Raw genomic sequence first — 17,951 nt, forward strand, 5'->3', positions numbered from 1 at the left:
GAGCCGTGACTAATGTCAGCCGAGGAGACGGCATGGCGATCCGACCGGCAGAACAGCTCATTCACAAGGCCGCCTGGCTCTACTATGCGCATGGCCTGCGGCAGGACCAGGTTGCGAGCCAGCTTAACATTTCCCGTGCTTCGGTGGCCATGTATCTGCGCAAGGCGCGCGAGACCGGCATCGTCAACATCTCGACCTCGACCCAGCTGTTCACCGACGACGTCATGGCGCGCAAGCTCGAGGACGCGCTGGGCCTCGACGCGGTCTGGATCGCGCCGGAGAACGGCCACATCCCCGACCCTTCGACTGATATCGCCGTGCTGGCGGCGAGCGTCTTTCTGGAACTGGTCAAGAAGGGTGACCGCATCGGCGTCGCCTGGGGCCGCACCGTCTACATGATCGCCGACATCATGTCCTATGCCGACCTGCAGGAGGTCACGGTGGTGCAGCTTTGCGGCAACCTCGGCGCACCCTACTCCTATCGGCCCGACCAGTGCACCATGGAAATCGCACGCCGGCTCAACGCCAAGGGGTTGAACTTCTATGCGCCGCTGGTGCTGTCGACGGAAGAGCTGGCGCGCGCGCTGCGGGACGAACCGGTGATCCGCGAGCAGTTGTCGGGAATCAAGGACTGCGATCTCGCACTCTACTCGGTCGGCGCGGTCGACGCCGAGAGCCATCTGGTCAAGTGCGGCGCGCTGACATCGGGCGAGATGGCGGAGCTGCGCAGCCGAGGTGCCGCGGGCGTCATTGCCGGGCAGATCATCGACGCCGAGGGCAAGGTGCTCGACTGCAGCTACAACCGCCGGGTGATCTCCGCCGAGCTTGCCTCGCTGCGCGCCATCGAAAAACGCCTGATGGTGGTGCAGGAGGACAGCAAGTTCGAACCGCTGCTCGCGGCGATCGCTGGCGGGCTCTGCACGCATCTGGTGGTCGGCGCGCATATGGCGCAGCGGCTGCTCGATCATGCCGGAGCGGCAACCCAAAAGGCATCCTGAACCAGCAACCTTTCGCCGGCGCATTGTCATCAAGGCGTCGCGGCATCCTGTTTCACCACCCAAGACAGCAACTGGACGAAGCGAACATGAAGAACCTGTGGAACGACGAAGCGGCGGAGAAACTTGTCGCCGACTATGCCAAGAAGGGCGTCGGCCGCGACCTGGCCTTGCGCGTCTACACCACGCGGCTGCTGGGCGGCGTGCCGCAGCTCGTCCTGCATGGCGGCGGCAACACCTCCTGCAAGATCAAGGCAACCGACCTCGTCGGCGATGAATGGGACGTGCTCTGCGTCAAGGGCAGCGGCTGGGACATGGCCGTCATCGAGCCGCAAGGCCTGCCGGCGGTCAAGATGGGCGCCCTGCTCAAGGCGCGCGCGCTGGACAAGCTCTCCGACGAGGACATGGTGGCGCTGCAGCGGGCGAACCTGATCGATCCCTCTTCGCCCAATCCCTCGGTCGAAACGTTGCTGCATGCCTTCCTGCCGCACAAATTCGTCGACCACACCCATTCGACCGCGATCCTGGCCATCGTCGACCAGGAAGATTCGAAGCCGCTGGTGAAGACGGTCTTTGGCAGCAAGATGGGCTACGTGCCCTACATCATGCCAGGCTTCGACCTTGCCAAGGCGGCGGCCGACGTTTTCGATGCCGACCCGACCGTTGAAGGGCTGATCCTCGACAAGCACGGCATCTTCACCTTCGGCGACGATGCCAAACAGGCCTATGACCGGATGATCCACTATGTGAACGTCGCCGAGGACTATGTGGCCAGGCACGCCAAGCCGAAGGCGGCAAAGGCCGCGCTGCCGGCAAGGCTCGCGACGCCGGCCTCCATCGCTCCGATGCTGCGCGGCGCCGTCGCGGTGTCGCGCGGCGAAGGCCGCTTCGACCGCATGATCTCCGACTTTCGCACCTCCGACGCGATCGTCGATTTCATCAACTCGGCCGCGATCGCCGACTATGCCGGACGCGGCGTGTCGACACCGGATCTGTCGATCCGTATCAAGACAGGCCCGATGGCGGTGCCGGCGCCCGATGCCGACAAGGCGGGCGACTACAAGGCCATCATCAAGAGCCATGTCGACGCCTTCGCCAACGATTATCGCGCCTATTTCGAGACCAATGACGCGCTCGACGACGTCAAGCGCATCATGCTCGACCCGATGCCGCGGCTGACGCTGGTGCCGGGCCTCGGCATGTTCGGCCATGGCCGCACGCTGAAGGATGCCAAAATCGCCTCCGACGTCGGCGAAATGTGGATCGAGGCGGTGCGCGGCGCGGAAGCGGTCGGACGGTTCCATCCGCTGTCCAAGGCTGACCTCTTCCCGCTGGAATACTGGTCGCTCGAACAGGCCAAGCTTGCCTCCAACAAGCCGAAGCCGCTGACCGGCCAAGTGGTCCTGATCACCGGCGGCGCCGGCGCGATCGGGGCGGCAACGGCAAAACTGTTCGCCGACAATGGCGCCCATGCCGTCGTTGTCGATCTCGATGCCGACAAGGCTGCTGATGCCGCAAAGAAGGCCGGCAACAATTCGATCGGCGTCGCCGCCGACATCACCGATCCAGCCCAGGTGCGTGCCGCCTTCGACAAAGCGGTTGCCGTCTTCGGCGGCGTCGACATCCTGGTCTCCAATGCGGGAGCTGCCTGGGAAGGCCGGATCGGCGAACTCGATGATGCGCTTCTGCGCAAGAGCTTCGAGCTCAATTTCTTCGCCCACCAGTCGGCGGCGCAGAACGCCGTGCGCATCATGCTCGAACAGGGCACAGGCGGGGCGCTTTTGTTCAACACCTCCAAGCAGGCGGTGAACCCCGGTCCAAAATTCGGCGCCTATGGCGTACCGAAGGCGGCGACTTTGTTCCTGTCCAGGCAATATGCGCTCGACTACGGCGCCCATGGCATCCGCTCCAACGCCGTCAACGCCGATCGCATCCGGTCCGGCCTTCTGACCGACGCCATGATCGCCAGCCGCTCCGGCGCGCGCGGCGTCTCGGAGAAGGACTACATGTCCGGCAATCTGCTCGGCCAGGAAGTGACCGCACAGGACGTGGCTCAGGCCTTCCTGCATCACGCGCTGGCCGAACGCACCACCGCTGACGTGACGACTGTCGACGGCGGCAACATCGCGGCGGCGCTGCGGTAGGCATTTTCGGCTGACAACAAAAAAGGGCGGCTCACGGCCGCCCTTTTCATATCTGTCGTGACGATCCTTACTTCGCGTTCGGGTTCGGCATCCAGGCCGGCATGGCGACATCGGCATGGGCGAACTGCGGCAGCTTGGCCGACAGGTCTTCCATGTTCTTGATGTCTTTGTCGATCAGTTCCTTCTGGGTGATCAGCGTCGGCGGCACAATGACGTTGTGGCCGGGGTCCTCACCAGCGAGCAGTTGTGCCAGAGCGCGCACCGAGACCTGGCCGACAACGGCCGGGTTGGTCGCCGCGGTCGCTGCCCAGGCGCTGTCGGGCTCGCGCATCGCCGCGATATCCGAAGTCGAGATATCGGCCGAATAGATCTTGATGCCCTTGTTCAAGCCGGCTTCGTCGACGGCGATCTTCACGCCCTTGGCGAATTCGTCATAGGGGGCGAACATCACCTTGATATCGGGATGTGCCGACAGCACCGAACGCGCCTGGTTGGCGACGGAGTTGGCGATCGGGTTGTCGAGCGTGCCGAACATGGCCACTTCCTTGATGCCCGCATACTTCTTCTTCACGTCGACCCAGGTCTCGTTGCGGCGGTCGAGCGGCGCGATGCCGGCGACATAGACATAGCCGGCATTCCAGCTTTCGCCATTGTCCTTGACCGCCTGCTCGAGCGCGAGGCGGGCAAGGTCTTTGTCCGACTGTTCGATCTGCGGGATCTTGGGGTTTTCGACATTGACGTCGAAAGCCACCACCTTGATGCCGGCGTCGACAGCGCGCTGGGCGGCGTCCTTCATCGATTCCGTCAGGCCGTGCTGGATGATGATGCCCTGTACGCCGAGCGCGATCGCCTGGTCGACCATGTCGGACTGGAGGGCGGCGTCCTGGCGGCTGTCGAGCACGCGCAGATCGATGCCGAGCGCCTTCGACTGCGCCTCGACGCCCGAGAGATAGGCCTGGAAGAAGTCACCAGTCGAGAGATAGCGCACCAGCGCGATCTTGACGCCGGGCTTGTCGAACGGCGCCGGCTTGTCCGCGGCCAGCGCGGGAAACTGCATCAGCATGGTTGCCCCGGCCAGCCCGAGCGCCACCTTCCCCAGAAGTCTTCTTGTGATGTTCACCTTGTTTTCCTCCACTCTTGTTGAGCCCAAAAACCTATCCGGCCGAAACTATCTCCGGCCCCTGCCCGACAAGGCAAAGGTGAAGACAAGGGCGACGACCAGAACCACGCCCTTGACGAAATCCTGCGTGTAGTAAGGCGCGTTCATCATCGTCAGGCCTTGCAGCAGGATGCCGACGAACAGCGCGCCGACGGCGGTGCCGAAGGCGTTCGGCTTGGCGGCGCCAAGCACCGCGTAGCCGATCAGCGCCGCGGCGACAGCATCGAGCAGCAAATTATTACCCGAGGCGATATCGCCGCGTCCAAGCCGGGCAGCGAGCAAAATGCCGCCGATCGAGGCAAAAACTCCTGAAATAACGTAGGCCCAGATCTTGTATGCCTTGACAGGGGCACCGGCGAGTTCAGCGGCGCGCTCATTGCTGCCGACCGCATACATCATCCGGCCGAAGCGCGTGTATTCAAGGAAGAACCAGATCAGCACGGCAAGTACCAGCAATACGACCACCGACACCGGAATGAGGTTCGGGATGAAGAAATCGAAGCGGTGGCGGCCGAGCGCAAGGAAGGCGTCGGAGAATTTGCCGTTGGCGACCGAACCGTCGGGCATGGTCATGCCGGTGGCGATGGAGCGGCCCTCGGTCGGGATGCGCTGCAAGCCGACAAGCAGGAACATCATGCCGAGCGTGGCGAGCAGGTCCGGCACGCGCATATAGACGATCAGCCAGCCATTGATCAGGCCGACAATGGCACCGATGAGCAGACAGACGACCACGGCGACGACGGCATTCTGCTCCAGCACCACCATGACATAGGCAGCCGCCATCATGGCCGATGTGGCGACCGAGCCGATCGACAGGTCGAAGCCGCCGACAACCAGCGTGGCGGTGACGCCGAGCGCCAGCACGCCGGTGATGGCGACGGACTGGAAGATGAAGACGGCACTTTGCGGCGAGACGAAACCGTCGGCCGCGATCGCGAAATAAGCGACGAGTCCGACCAGCAGGACGATGAACCCGTAGCGGATTGCGTGGTCGCGCAGCATCATTCAGCGCACCCCGGCGCCGCTGCCCACTTTAGCCAACTCGAACCCATGGTCTCTCCATTCCAATTCCATCGACCGCCACGCTCAGGCAGCGCTGTGCAGCGGCCCGCCGGCGACCTCGGCCAGCAGGCGATCGAGATCGACTTCGGCGTTGCGGTGTTCGCCGACGATCGTGTGTTCCGACATCACCAGGATGCGGTCGGCCGTCTCCAGCGCCTCGTCGAGTTCGGTGACGAACAAAAGCGTCGCGCGGCCATGGGCGCTTGCCCTGAGCTTGGCGGCGATGTCGCGCCTGGCCGAGATATCGACGCCCTGAAAAGGCTCGTCGAGCATGAACAGCGCGGCGTCCTGCGCCATCCAGCGGGCGACCATCACCTTCTGCTGGTTGCCGCCCGACAATGCCGACATTTCGTCCTTCTCGGAGCGGCAGACGATGCTGAGTTCCTCGATCTGCCGGCGCGCGGTTGTGCGTTCGAGCCGGCGCTTGAGCACGCCCATGTTCGACATCCGCTTCAGGAACGGCAGGCTGACATTACGCTCGATGTTGAAGCCGCCGACAATGCCGCTGGTAGCGCGGTCCTTGGCGACGAGGAACACGCCGGCCGCGATCGCATTGCCGGCGGATCGCGGCGCGTAGGGCCTGCCATTCATCGTCATCGTACCCGACAGCGGCTTGCGCACACCGAACAGCGTTTCGGCAAAAGCGGTCTTGCCGACACCGACGAGGCCGGTGATGGCGACGACCTCGCCATCGCCAAGCGTCAGCGAGATCGGCCTGGCGCCCTGCGCGATGCGCAGGCCTTCAACGGTCAGGACCGGCTTGGCGGAACTTCTGGCAACGATCTGGTCGAGATGGATCTTGCGGCCGAGCATGGCATTGACCGCGCCTTCATAATCGAGCGGCTTGGTGTCAAAGGCACCTGAAACGATGCCGTCACGCATGGAGACGATGCGATCGGCAAGCCGCCTGATGTCGGACATGCGGTGCGAGATATAGAGGATCGCCACGCCCTGCTCGCGCAGCCTGTCGACCAGGGCGAACAAACGGTCGGCTTCGGCGCTGGAGAGCGAGGAGGTCGGCTCGTCGAGGATCAGCACCTTCGGCTGGTGCGCCAAGGCGCGTGCGATCGCCACCATCTGGCGATCGGCCAGCGAAAGGTCGTTGACGCGGGCCTTGAGATCGATGGCCAACCCCATGCGGTCGGCGACGGCCTTGGCCTCGCGGCGCACCCGGGCCGGATTGAACAGGGTCGGCGCGCCCTTGCCGCTCAGCCTGTCGAGCGTCAGGTTGGTGGCGACATCGAGGTCGGCCACGACACCGTCATTGATGTTCTGATGCACGGTGACGACGCCGGAGCGGATCGCTTCGGCCGGCGTGTTCGGCGCAAAGTCCTGCCCGGCAAGCGTCATTGTGCCGCCGCCACGCTCGTAGACGCCGCTGATGATCTTGACGAGGGTGGATTTACCGGCGCCGTTGGCGCCCATCAGCACGGTCACTTCGCCGGAATGCAGCTCGAGCGAGATGCCGCCAAGCACCTCGTTGCGGCCAAAGGATTTCCTCAGTCCCTCTACGCGGAACACGGCATTGCCGACCATGCGTTCCTCCCTGACCTCGACGCTATGGTCAATATCGGCAATTGTCAACACGATTGACAATTGCCAGACAGCTTCCTAGCTTGGCCCCGCCGCTAAGGCTCCCTTATGATCGGAGCGCACAGGCGGGAGGGAGACGAATGACTGGGAAATTGCCGTTCGAAGCATTGTCGGTGGAGACGCTTGCAACGCGCCTCGGCACGAACGAGGCGCTGTGCGCGAAGATCGGCAAGGACACGACACGATGGAAGGTCCGCGAAGTCGGCGACGGCAATCTGAACCTGGTGTTCATCGTCGAGGGTGCCGGCGGCGGCGCCATCGTCAAGCAGGCCCTGCCCTATGTCCGGCTGGTCGGCGACAGCTGGCCGCTACCGCTGAAGCGATCCTTCTTCGAGTATCACGCGCTGACCCGTCAGGAGGCGCGCGCGCCGGGCTCGGTGCCGGCGATCTATCATTTCGATGAAGGCCAGGCGCTGATCATCATGGAGTATCTGGCGCCACCACATACCATTCTCAGGCGCGCGCTGATCGACGGGCGCCAGTTGCCCAACATTGCCAGGGATATCGGCCTGTTCATGGCCCGTACGCTGTTCCGCGGGTCCGACCTGTCGATGGTGACCAGGGATCGCAAGGCCGATCTGGCGCTGTTCGCCGACAATGTCGACCTCTGCGACATCACCGAGAACCTGGTGTTCTCCGATCCCTATTTCGACGCGAAGTTGAACCGGCATACCTCGCCGCAACTCGACGGTCTGGTCGCGGACCTGCGTGCCGACCGCGACCTCAAGGTGGAGGCGCAACGGCTGAAGCACATCTTCGCCGCCAATGCCGAGACGCTGCTGCATGGCGACCTGCATTCCGGCTCGATCATGGTCACCGACACAGAGACCCGGATGATCGATCCGGAGTTCGCCTTCTACGGGCCGATGGCCTTCGATGTCGGCATGCTGCTCGCCAATTTCTGGATGTCCTTCTTCTCGCAGCGCGGACATGAGCAGAAAGGCAAGCGCGACGCCATGCGCACCTATCTGCTCGGGGTCACCGCACAGACATGGGCGGTGTTCCGCGCCGAGTTCTCGCATCTGTGGCGCACCGAGCGCACCGGAATGCTCTATCAGAGAAGCCTGTTCGAGGATCAGGGCGACATACTCGCCGCGGAGCAGGCGCTCGATCACGTTCTGCACCAGATCTGGACCGATCTTCTCGGCTTTGCCGGCATCGAGGTGCACAGGCGCATCCTCGGCCTTGCCCACAATGCCGATTTCGAGACCATTGCCGACGAGGATCTGCGCGCCTCCTGCGAGGCGAAGGCGCTCAAATTCGGCCGTCACATCGCCGTCAACCGGCGGCGGATACACAGCATCGACGAGGTCAACAATCTGGCCGCGCTGATCGAACAGGAGAGCAGCATTTGAACGTCGGCGAGCGCCACTATCGCACCATCTGGCTGAGCGACGACGGACGTTCGGTTGACATTATCGACCAGCGTTGGCTGCCGCATGATTTCCGCGTCGAGACGATCGGCACGGTTTCCGGCATCGCCACCGCCATCCGCGACATGTGGGTGCGCGGCGCGCCGCTGATCGGCGTCACCGCCGCCTACGGTGTCGCCCTGCAGATGGCCGACGACCCATCCGACGAAGCGCTCGATGCCGTTTGGGAAACGCTGCACGAGACGCGCCCGACGGCGATCAATTTGCGTTGGGCGCTCGATGAGATGCGGCGCTTCCTCAAGCCGCTGCCAAAAGAACAACGCGCCGAAGCCGCCTATCGGCGCGTTGGTGAGATCGCCGACGAGGATGTCGGTCTGAACCGCGCCATCGGCGAGAACGGTCTTGCCGTCATCAAGGCGATCGCGGCGCGCAAGCAGCCGGGTGAGACGGTCAACATCCTGACGCATTGCAATGCCGGCTGGCTGGCCACCGTCGATTACGGCACCGCCACCGCGCCGATCTATCTGGCAACCGAAGCCGGCATTCCGGTCCACGTCTATGTTGACGAGACCCGACCGCGCAACCAGGGCGCCCAGCTGACCGCGTGGGAGATGGCAGGCCACGGCGTGCCGCACACTCTGATCGTCGACAATGCCGGCGGCCATCTGATGCAGCGCGGGGCGATCGACATGGTCATCGTCGGCACCGACCGGACCACCGCCGACGGCGATGTCTGCAACAAGATCGGCACCTATCTGAAGGCGCTCGCCGCCGCCGACAATGACGTGCCGTTCTATGTCGCGCTGCCCTCGCCCACCATCGACTGGACGGTGCATGATGGGCTCAAGGAAATCCCGATCGAGCAGCGCTCGGCCGACGAGGTCTCGCTGGTATGGGGCAAGACCGCCAGCGGCGAGATCGCCCAGGTGCGCATCTCGCCCGAAGCGACGCCCGCGGCCAATCCGGCCTTCGACGTGACCCCGGCGCGGCTGGTGACTGGCTTGATCACCGAACGCGGCATAGCCAAGGCATCGCGCGAGGGCCTGAAGGCGATGTTCCCCGAACGGGCATAACCCATGCCGGCTAGTACAGCGGCTTGCTCATGTGGTTGGGCGTTGGCCATTGCGTGGTGACGCCGGGCTGCACCGGGCGCTCGAGATAGGTCGACAGCACCACATAGCTGCGGGTCGAGGTGACGCCGGGCGTTTCGTAGAGGCGAGCGAGCAGGCCTTCCAGCGCCCGCGTGTCTTCGGTGCGGACCTTCAGCAACATGCAGGTGTCGCCGGCGACGGTGTGGATTTCCTCGACTTCCGGATATTGCGAAACCGCCATCAGCTCCGGGGTCTTGCCCCAGCCCCTGGTGTCGATATGCACGAAGGCCAGCAGCGGCTTCTTCACCGCCTTGGGGTCGATGATCGCGGCTGTGCCGCGAATGGCGCCGCTGCGCCGAAGACGCTTCACCCGCTCATGCGCGGCTGGCGGCGAAAGCCCGACCCGATCGCCGAGTTCCGCATAGCTGACCGTGGCATCGTCGACGAGAACGCCTAATATCTTTCTGTCAATTTCGTCGACATCGCGGGGCGCCGGCGTGTTCCGCGGAATGGTATCTGTTTCTTCATCCATATCGACAATCCTGATTGCCACAGAATTTAATACGGTCATTATGGCCATATGTCGAACAGCAATCAAGTAACAGCCCTGCCAACGGATGCCAGGCCGCCGATCCCGGCCCTCGCCTATCTGTTGACCGGATGCATCGCCGTGATCGGCTCGAATTCGCTGGTCCTGGGCCCGATAGCCCCGGCCGTGGCGTCGTCCTTCGCGAGCAGCGTCCCGACCGTGATGATCGCGGCGGCCGCCTTTGGGCTCGGGACCTCGGCAAGTGCCCTGTTCCTGGCCCGCTATATCGACCGGCTCGGCGCCCGCCGGATGCTGCAGGGGGCATTGCTGTTGCTGGCCATGGCCCTGGTTGCCAGCGCGGCCGCACCGATACTGACCGTGCTGGTCGCGGCCCAGCTGGTCGCAGGTATTGCCGCCGGCGTCGCCATGCCGGCGATCTATGCGAGTTCGGCGGCGATCGCGCCGCCCGGCCGCGAAAGCGGGACCATCGGCGTCGTGCTGACCGGATGGACGCTCAGCATGGTGGCCGGTGTTTCGCTCTCGGCCGTGCTTGCCGATCTCGTGCACTGGCGCGCCGTCTTCGCGGCCGTCGCGGTACTGGCAATGCTGGCGCTGACCAGTCTCACGATGACCTCGCTGAGCGACATCAGGAAGAGCGGCCCGGCCCCGACGCCGCTGGCGGCGCTCGGCATTCCCGGCATCGTGCCGCTTCTCATCGCTTGCGCCGCCTTCATGACCGCCTTCTACGGTGTCTATGGCTATCTCGGCGACCACCTGCACAGCGGACTTGGCAAACCGGTGAGCGCCAATGGATGGGTAGCCCTTGCCTATGGCATCGGCTTCGGCACGGCTGCTCTCCTCGACGGGGTGATCGATCGCCTGGGCGCACGCCGCGTCATGCCATTCGCCTATCTTCTAGTCGCCATCGTCTATGTCGCGATCGCCGCGAGCAGCCACAGTTTCGGCCTGACGCTCGCCATGGTGGCGGTTTGGGGGCTTGCCAATCATTTCGGACTGAATGTCCTGGTGATGAGCCTTTCGGCGCTCGATCCCTCACGGCGTGGCACGATCATGGGCCTGAACAGCTCGGTAACCTATCTGGCGGTCTTTGTCGGCACCACCGGTTTCGGGCCGCTCTATTCCAGCTTCGGCTTTGCGGTCTGCGCGATGGTTGCGGCACTGCTGATGCTGGTTGCCGCAGCGGCGGCAGCGTGGCGCACGCGACAGATCGCTTCTTTTACGTGATTGCTCCAGTCGACGGAACGTGATTGGCCACCGGCCTTTCGCCCGGTTGACAGTGACACCCCCGCCCCTCCATACAAAAGCCCGTTAATGTTCTCAGGGCGGGGTGAAAGTCCCCACCGGCGGTAAGGGTCTCAAACCCAAGCCCGCGAGCGCTTTCCAGTTTGGAAAGGTCAGCAGATCCGGTGTGAATCCGGAGCCGACGGTTAGAGTCCGGATGAAAGAGGACGAAACGGAAGACGGACCGCATCGGCGGGCCGGATTCCGTGTCGTGCGTCCTGATTCTGGTTCGAAACGGAAGGATGGACCCATGAATCAGCATTCCCACAAAGACTATGAAACAACCCGCATCGCCGTCATTCGAGCGCGCTGGCATGCCGATATCGTCGACCAGTGCGTAAGGGCTTTCGAAACGGAACTCGCCGAACTAGGAGGCGACCGCTTCGCCGTCGATGTCTTCGATGTGCCCGGCGCCTACGAAATCCCGCTGCACGCCAAGACCTTGGCTGAGACCGGCCGCTATGCCGCGATCCTCGGCACGGCCTTCGTCGTCAATGGTGGCATCTACCGGCATGAGTTCGTCGCCGGCGCCGTCATCGACGGCATGATGAACGTGCAACTGTCGACCGGTGTGCCGGTGCTTTCTGCGGTGCTGACGCCGCACAATTTTCACGACAGCGCCGAGCATCACCGCTTCTTCTTCGAGCACTTCACGATCAAGGGCAAGGAAGCGGCCAACGCCTGCGTGCAGATTCTCGCCGCCCGGGAAAAGATCGCGGCATGAAATCTTCCCGGCCGGGTGGAAATCGCGATAACACCCGGTAGTATTTGCGAAAATACCGAGTTCGGGGAGGATGCCGGTGCAGACCAAGAAGATCATCAATGACGGCAACCGCGCCGTCGACGAGATGCTCGAAGGGATCCTCGCCGCGCATCCTCGCCACCTCATGAGCGCGGACGGCAGCCCGCGCTCGATCATCGCCCGCGACGGGCCGCGGCCCGGCAAGGTCGGGCTGGTCATCGGCGGCGGCTCCGGCCACGAACCGACCTTTCTAGGCTTTGTCGGCAAGGGACTGGCGGACGCGGCGGCCATCGGAAACGTCTTTGCCTCGCCGCCACCCGATCCGATCCTGGAATGCGCCAAGGCGGTGAGCGGTGGCGCCGGCGTGCTATTCATGTACGGCAACTATGCCGGCGATGTGATGAATTTCGACATGGCGGCCGAGATGGCCGCGATGGACGACATCGAGGTGCGCACGGTGCTGACCACCGATGACGTCGCCTCGGCGCCGCGCGACCAGCGGCAGAAGCGCCGCGGCGTCGCCGGCAATTTCTTTATCTTCAAGGCGGCCGGCGCCGCCTGCGACCTCATGCTCTCCCTGGACGAGGTCGAGCGCATCGCGCGCAAGGCCAACGACCACACCTTCACCATGGGCGTGGCACTGTCACCCTGCTCGCTGCCGCAGACAAGGCGGCCGAATTTCGAGATCGGCGCCGACGAAATGGAGATCGGCATGGGCATCCATGGCGAACCCGGCATCGCTCGCGGCAAGCTTGGGAGCGCCGACGAAATCACCGACGAGATGCTGGACAGGATTTTCGCCGAGATGGCGCCGAAGCGCGGCGACAAGGTCGCGGTGCTGGTCAACTCGCTCGGCTCGACGCCGCTGATGGAACTCTACATCATGAACCGCCGGGTCAAGCAGCGGCTCGACGACATCGGCGTTTCGATCCACGCGACCTGGGTCGGCAACTACTGCACCTCGCTGGAAATGGCCGGCGCCTCGGTGACGCTTTTTCATCTCGACGAGGAGCTGCAGATCATGCTCGACCACCCCTGCGACTGCGCCATGTTCCGTGCCGGCTGACGAAGGAGCGTTCCCGTGACCATCGATGCCGCCGACTTGAAAAGAATGTTCGATACGATCGCGGTGGCGATCGAGGCCGACAGGGACAGGCTCTGCCAGCTTGACGGGGTCATTGGCGACGCCGACCACGGCATTGCCATGGCGCTCGGCTTCAACGCCGTGCGCGATGCGCTGGCGCCACTCGACCTTGCCTCGATCGAGCCGACGGCGCTGCTCAACACGGCGGCGAAATCGTTCCTGAATGCCGTCGGCGCTTCCTCGGGTCCGCTTTATGCAACGGCCTTCATGCGCGCCGCCGCCGCCGCCAAGGGCAAGGCGACGCTGGCGGAGGCGGACTTCATCACCCTGTTCCAGGCAATGGCGCAAGGCATCAAGGATCGCGGCAAGGCGGAACCTGGCGAGAAGACGATGGTCGATGCCTGGCAGCCGGCGGCCGAAGCAGCGGCCGCGGCCAATCTTGCCGGCAAGAACTTGGCTCAGAGCCTCGAAGCGGCCCTTGCCGCCGCCGGGCGCGGCGCGGAAGCAACCAAGGACATGATCGCCGCCAAGGGCCGCTCCTCGCGGCTCGGCGAGCGATCACTCGGGCACGTCGACCCGGGGGCGGCGTCGGCCGTCACCGTGATCAGCGCGATACGCGACAGTGTCGGCCCTATAGCTTCAGATCGAAGCTGACCTTGACGGCATGTCCCTGGGCGTCCTTGGCGATCTGGCCGGAATAGGATGCGCCGAGTTTGGCATTGGACGACAGGAGAACGTCGAACCCGGCTTCGACGGCCAGGGCATCCCTGGCGATCGGCACGCCCGAAATGGTGAAGGATGCTCCGGTGTTGAAGGCCAGATCGGAGGTCGGGCCGACGTTGCCGTAGGCGTGCTGCCAGCCCAGCATGCCGTGCAGGGCGGCCCCGGTCACCCCCGTGTCGAACTGGGTCGAAGCGCGAACGCCAAATGTCGAGAAGGTGTTTTCGGTCGTCGCCTTCTGTGCCGTCAGCGCCGAAGTCGCGCCGCCGGTTTCGGCGAAACCATCGGTGTTCAGATGGACATAGGCGAGGTTGGCGAAGGGTTCGAAGGCATTGTGGCCGATGTCGAACCGGTAGGCCAGTTCGCTGAAAGCTTGCGCCGTCGTGGCATTGTAGTCGGCGGAGACCTGTTCGCTGAAGGCAGGAAAGACCACGCTGCGCCTGGTCTCGATGTCATGCCAGCCATAGATCGCGCCGGCGCGGAAACCGAACTGTCCCAGTTGCGTGCCGGCATAGACGCCGAGATTGTAGTTGTCGCTCGAACCGGATGAAGCCCGGTCGGTGACATCGAACCTCGAATGGCTGTAACCGCCGAGCACGCCAAGCCGCCAGCTTCCAACCGGTGCGTCGGCGCCACCGATGAACCCTGTCGTGTTGCGGCCGAAGGCCGCGGCATCGCCGGAACCGTTCGTATCGCCCGTCATTGCCAGCGCCTGACTCCAGATCACGATGCCATCGGCATTGGCGGGCGCGGCATGCACGCCGCCGGCATCGATGCTGGCGGTTGTCAGGACCGGTGCGGAGACCGCATCGAAGGCGGAGCGAATTCGGCTGCTGGCGGCATCCCGCGCGAAGCGGCTGTCCTCCACCAGAGCGCCGCTGATGTCGGTGTGGATCTCGCCGGAAAGCGCGTTTCCATAGGGACGCAGATAGCGATAGAAACCGACCGCCTCCACGGTGGGGTCACTCTCCAGCGCTTCCCGATTGAGGATGTACATCGACCAACCGTCCTTCGTCTGGTTGAAGGAAAGCCCTTCGACTTCCTGTTCGCGGCCGATGTTCAGATTGCCCAGATTCTCGACTTCGCCGGTCTTGAGGTTCGCCCGGTAGATGATCTTCTGGTCATTGTCGGTCGAAAAATACATCCAGCCGTCCAGAAGCTTGCCGCCCTGTGCCTGGTCGATGGTGTGCGTCAGCGGGATGTATTCCTTGAAGCTCCAATCCGACAGATTGTAGACCGCTATCTCCGTCGCGTTCTCATAGGCCATGCCGTAGCCGAGGCCGTTCTTGGCATCGACGGCCACCCAGCTGGCAATATCATGGATGCCATGGGGCGGATTGAGCGAAAATGCCTGACCGGTGAAGCTCAGGTCACTCGCGCGATACACCGCGAAAACCGGGTTTTCGTATTTGCCCCCGGTGACTGGGTCGCGCTGGCTCGAGTCCAGCGAAATATAGAGAAGCCCGTCGGCATAATCGATGTCGCCGATGTGGTTCAGCCCGATATCGGAATATTGGGACGGAAGCTTGAGGACATCGGGAATGGCGGGCGAGACAGTCAGGGACGGGTTATAGTTCCTGTCAGTGCGCTCGAGAATATTGGTGCCGGAGAAATACCAGTTCGTGCCGTCCGTCGTCACGCCCTGTTGCTTCGCGGATATCGCGTCGCCGGTGAAGGTCGTCTTCTCGACCATGATCCAGGGTTCGACGGCAAACGCCGGCACCGATGTCATGGCGAGCGCGCTGGACAGAACGATGCAGGAGGCTATGGTTTTCGGAAGACAGGCCGTCCCCTTGAGGGCGGCTTTGCTGGCGTGATCGATCATCTTGGAAGACATTTCTGACGCGTTCCTGTTGGTGTTTGTAATCGACGGCTCGACGCGCACGACATCGACCAACGACGCTGGCAATCGCCGGCGATGGCAAGACACGAGGTTTTGTGGCTCTTCGGGTGCTATCTGCGCTGTGGTTCGTCGATCGCTCTGGTGGAGAGTTCAACGATGTGCTCACTAGGGCGGGGACGTGACAATCATATGAATAATTGGAATAGTATGAAGAATTCAGCCCCTCTCTCTCGGGCGTCCCGGATGACGTCGCGCATGGCCGGCTCGTCGCATTCCGGTCTTCACGGCAGACTGCTCAATGAGATCGGCCTCAGCATCGTGCGTGGCGAACTGATTCCCGGCGACCAGTTGCCGAATGGCGACGATTGGAGCGCCTCCTATGGCGCGAGCCGCACGGGCCTGCGTGAAGTCGTCAAGGTTCTGGCTGGCAAGGGCATGGTGGAAATGCGCCCCCGGACCGGGACCAGGGTGCGCCCGCGCAAGTATTGGAACTTCCTCGATCCCGATGTGCTCTTGTGGCGCTTCGGCTCGAGAACGACAGCAGAGGAGGCACGTTCCCTGTTCGAGCTGCGCCGCGCGATCGAACCGACAGCCGGGGCCTTGGCGGCGCAGCGCGCCAGCCCGGAGCAGATCGCCGATTTGCGGGCAATCCTCGAAGAGATGGAACAGGCCGGTGATGACGGCGAACGTTTCGCTGTGCCGGATCTGGCTTTCCACCAGGCGATCCTGCACATGTCGGGCAACGAGTTGATCGGTTCGCTCGCCGCTTTGATCGAGACCGCGCTGGTGATCAGCTTCCGGCTTTCGGACGACAACCCAGCCGGTCAGCGCCATTCGCTCAGCCTGCATCGGCAGATTGTCGAGAATATCGAAAAGCGCGACTCGGTAGCCACCAGCAAGGTGCTGATCGACCTGCTGGACGGAGCGGAAGAGGATGTGCGGCGTTCCCTCGCCGCCAGGCTCGGCAGACAGAAGTAGGCCGGCATCGCAGCATGCACGGCGCGGAACAAGCCCGCCCGGCTATGCCACGGGCCCGCGGCTCATGCAGGCTTCACCGCGTCGAGCCTGTTGATCGCCTCGACATTGCCCGCCGATGGCCCCTTTTCGTCGAACTCGGAGGCAAGCCACGTGTCGACGATCGCCTTGGCCAATTCCGGGCCGATGACGCGGGCGCCCATGGTGATGATCTGGGCGTTGTTGGATTTCACGGCGCGCTCGGCCGAATAAGTATCGTGGGTGAGCGCGGCGCGGATCCCCGGCACCTTGTTGGCAGAGATCGATACGCCGATGCCGGTGCCGCAGAACAGGATGCCGCGATCGTTCTCGCCGTCGATGATGGTCTGGGCGAGTTTTTGCGAGAGGTCGGCATAGTAGCCGGCCTGGCTGAGATCACTGACCTTCAGGCCGGATTTGGTGGCAAGGTGTGCGGCGATGACATCGAGCAGCGGCTTGCCGGCGCTGTCGGCTCCGATGGCTATTCTCATGGTTTCCCTTTCGTGTTTGGATGATTTCAGATCGCCGCCGAAGCGCGGCCGAGGATGTCGATGTAGCCATCCGCCTGCCAGGCGGAGCGGCCGATGAAGAGCCCATCGATATTGGGCTGACCGATCAGCTCGGCGGCATTGCCGGGATTGACGGAGCCGCCATAGAGCACGGGCGGCACGGACGGCAGCAGGCCGCCGGCGACCTTCTTGATCAACCTCTGCTGCTTGTCGGCATAGTCGGAGCCGGCCGGAATGCCCCTGTCGCCGATCGCCCAGACAGGCTCATAGGCGAACAGGATTTTCGCGCCCTTCGCCTCGCCCTCGAGGAATTGCAGAGCGCCCTCGACCTGGGCGCTCAACACGGCATCGGCCTTGCCGCCTTCACGCTCGGCCAGCGTCTCGCCGACGCAGATCAGCGGTATCAATCCGTGCTTCACGGCGGCCGCCGTCTTCAGGCCGACAGCATGATCGGTCTCGCCGAAATGCTCGCGCCGTTCGCTGTGGCCGAGCTCGACCAGATCGAGTCCGCAATCCCTCAGCATCAGCGGCGAGATCTCGCCGGTCCAGGCCCCGGCATCGGCCCAATGCATGTTCTGAGCGCCGACCTTGACGCGCGTCGCCGACAGCGCTTGCTTGACCTCGCGCACCGCCGTGAAAGGCGGGATGACGAAAGGCTGGATGCGGTCATCGAAGCCTGGGATGAAACCGGTCAGGCGCTCAGCGAAAGCCATCGCCTCGGCGAGCGTCTTGTTCATCTTCCAGCTTGTGCCGACCCAGTAAACCACGCGTACTGCTCCTTGCTTTTGTCCAGCGATCAGTTGACGCCTTCG

The 17,951-nt window shown here is 63.7% G+C and carries 16 protein-coding genes and 1 riboswitch; of the genes, 9 read left to right on the forward strand and 7 right to left on the reverse strand.

Annotated features, from left to right (window positions below; all coding sequences use genetic code 11):
- Nucleotides 1–32 precede the first annotated feature (32 nt).
- Nucleotides 33–998 carry a sugar-binding transcriptional regulator gene (locus EB230_RS26595; RefSeq protein ID WP_172374231.1) on the forward strand — a complete coding sequence of 322 codons (966 nt, stop codon included), beginning with the start codon at nucleotides 33–35 and terminating at the stop codon, nucleotides 996–998.
- Nucleotides 999–1,084: 86 nt separating this feature from the next.
- Nucleotides 1,085–3,139: a bifunctional aldolase/short-chain dehydrogenase gene (locus tag EB230_RS26600; protein WP_172374232.1), complete on the forward strand. Its 2,055-nt coding sequence runs from the start codon at nucleotides 1,085–1,087 to the stop codon at nucleotides 3,137–3,139.
- Nucleotides 3,140–3,206: 67 nt separating this feature from the next.
- Here EB230_RS26600 and EB230_RS26605 read toward each other — a convergent pair whose 3' ends face one another.
- From EB230_RS26605 to EB230_RS26615, 3 genes are all read right to left on the reverse strand, one after another.
- Nucleotides 3,207–4,259, reverse strand: a complete 1,053-nt coding sequence (locus EB230_RS26605; protein WP_056565665.1) for a substrate-binding domain-containing protein — start codon at nucleotides 4,257–4,259, stop codon at nucleotides 3,207–3,209.
- A 48-nt stretch (nucleotides 4,260–4,307) separates the two neighbouring features.
- Nucleotides 4,308–5,303, reverse strand: a complete 996-nt coding sequence (locus EB230_RS26610) for an ABC transporter permease (protein WP_056564354.1) — start codon at nucleotides 5,301–5,303, stop codon at nucleotides 4,308–4,310.
- 81 nt (nucleotides 5,304–5,384) lie between these two features.
- Nucleotides 5,385–6,896: a sugar ABC transporter ATP-binding protein gene (locus EB230_RS26615; RefSeq protein WP_172375168.1), complete on the reverse strand. Its 1,512-nt coding sequence runs from the start codon at nucleotides 6,894–6,896 to the stop codon at nucleotides 5,385–5,387.
- A gap of 137 nt (nucleotides 6,897–7,033) precedes the next feature.
- On the opposite strand from EB230_RS26615, the gene mtnK reads away from it, so the two are divergent.
- On the forward strand, nucleotides 7,034–8,308 hold the full coding sequence (gene mtnK / locus EB230_RS26620; RefSeq protein ID WP_056564361.1) for an S-methyl-5-thioribose kinase: 1,275 nt from the start codon (nucleotides 7,034–7,036) through the stop codon (nucleotides 8,306–8,308).
- Entirely contained in the window at nucleotides 8,305–9,399 is a 1,095-nt protein-coding gene (mtnA, locus tag EB230_RS26625) for an S-methyl-5-thioribose-1-phosphate isomerase (protein ID WP_172374233.1), read from the forward strand. The genes mtnK and mtnA overlap by 4 nt, the downstream gene beginning before the upstream one ends.
- Before the next feature lie 10 nt (nucleotides 9,400–9,409).
- On the opposite strand, the gene EB230_RS26630 is transcribed toward mtnA, so the two are convergent.
- Entirely contained in the window at nucleotides 9,410–9,949 is a 540-nt protein-coding gene (locus EB230_RS26630) for an Lrp/AsnC family transcriptional regulator (RefSeq protein ID WP_172374234.1), read from the reverse strand.
- Nucleotides 9,950–9,997: 48 nt separating this feature from the next.
- Here EB230_RS26630 and EB230_RS26635 point away from each other — a divergent pair, with 48 nt between their 5' ends.
- The 4 genes from EB230_RS26635 (at nucleotide 9,998) to dhaL (ending at nucleotide 13,728) form a co-directional block, all read left to right on the forward strand.
- Entirely contained in the window at nucleotides 9,998–11,191 is a 1,194-nt protein-coding gene (locus EB230_RS26635; protein WP_172374235.1) for an MFS transporter, read from the forward strand.
- Nucleotides 11,192–11,276: 85 nt separating this feature from the next.
- Nucleotides 11,277–11,421: riboswitch (FMN riboswitch) on the forward strand.
- Between the two features lie 77 nt (nucleotides 11,422–11,498).
- Nucleotides 11,499–11,972: a 6,7-dimethyl-8-ribityllumazine synthase gene (locus EB230_RS26640; protein WP_172374236.1), complete on the forward strand. Its 474-nt coding sequence runs from the start codon at nucleotides 11,499–11,501 to the stop codon at nucleotides 11,970–11,972.
- Nucleotides 11,973–12,042: 70 nt separating this feature from the next.
- Nucleotides 12,043–13,056 (forward strand): dihydroxyacetone kinase subunit DhaK, encoded by a 1,014-nt coding sequence (locus EB230_RS26645; protein ID WP_171883326.1) that lies wholly within the window; start codon nucleotides 12,043–12,045, stop codon nucleotides 13,054–13,056.
- A gap of 15 nt (nucleotides 13,057–13,071) precedes the next feature.
- Nucleotides 13,072–13,728, forward strand: coding sequence for a dihydroxyacetone kinase subunit DhaL (gene dhaL / locus EB230_RS26650; protein WP_172374237.1), 657 nt, complete (start codon nucleotides 13,072–13,074; stop codon nucleotides 13,726–13,728).
- On the opposite strand, the gene EB230_RS26655 is transcribed toward dhaL, so the two are convergent.
- Nucleotides 13,706–15,631 (reverse strand): autotransporter domain-containing protein, encoded by a 1,926-nt coding sequence (locus EB230_RS26655; RefSeq protein ID WP_172374238.1) that lies wholly within the window; start codon nucleotides 15,629–15,631, stop codon nucleotides 13,706–13,708. The genes dhaL and EB230_RS26655 overlap by 23 nt on opposite strands.
- Before the next feature lie 81 nt (nucleotides 15,632–15,712).
- On the opposite strand from EB230_RS26655, the gene EB230_RS26660 reads away from it, so the two are divergent.
- Nucleotides 15,713–16,615: a FadR/GntR family transcriptional regulator gene (locus EB230_RS26660; RefSeq protein ID WP_246738850.1), complete on the forward strand. Its 903-nt coding sequence runs from the start codon at nucleotides 15,713–15,715 to the stop codon at nucleotides 16,613–16,615.
- A 62-nt stretch (nucleotides 16,616–16,677) separates the two neighbouring features.
- Here EB230_RS26660 and EB230_RS26665 read toward each other — a convergent pair whose 3' ends face one another.
- Both EB230_RS26665 and EB230_RS26670 read right to left on the reverse strand, forming a co-directional pair.
- Nucleotides 16,678–17,121 carry an RpiB/LacA/LacB family sugar-phosphate isomerase gene (locus EB230_RS26665; protein ID WP_172374239.1) on the reverse strand — a complete coding sequence of 148 codons (444 nt, stop codon included), beginning with the start codon at nucleotides 17,119–17,121 and terminating at the stop codon, nucleotides 16,678–16,680.
- Between the two features lie 26 nt (nucleotides 17,122–17,147).
- A complete protein-coding gene (locus EB230_RS26670) occupies nucleotides 17,148–17,906 on the reverse strand; it encodes a triose-phosphate isomerase (protein WP_172374240.1) in 759 nt (252 codons plus the stop codon).
- Nucleotides 17,907–17,951: the final 45 nt, after the last annotated feature.

The organism is Mesorhizobium sp. NZP2234, assembly GCF_013170765.1.
Taxonomy (GTDB): Bacteria; Pseudomonadota; Alphaproteobacteria; order Rhizobiales; family Rhizobiaceae; genus Mesorhizobium; species Mesorhizobium loti_D.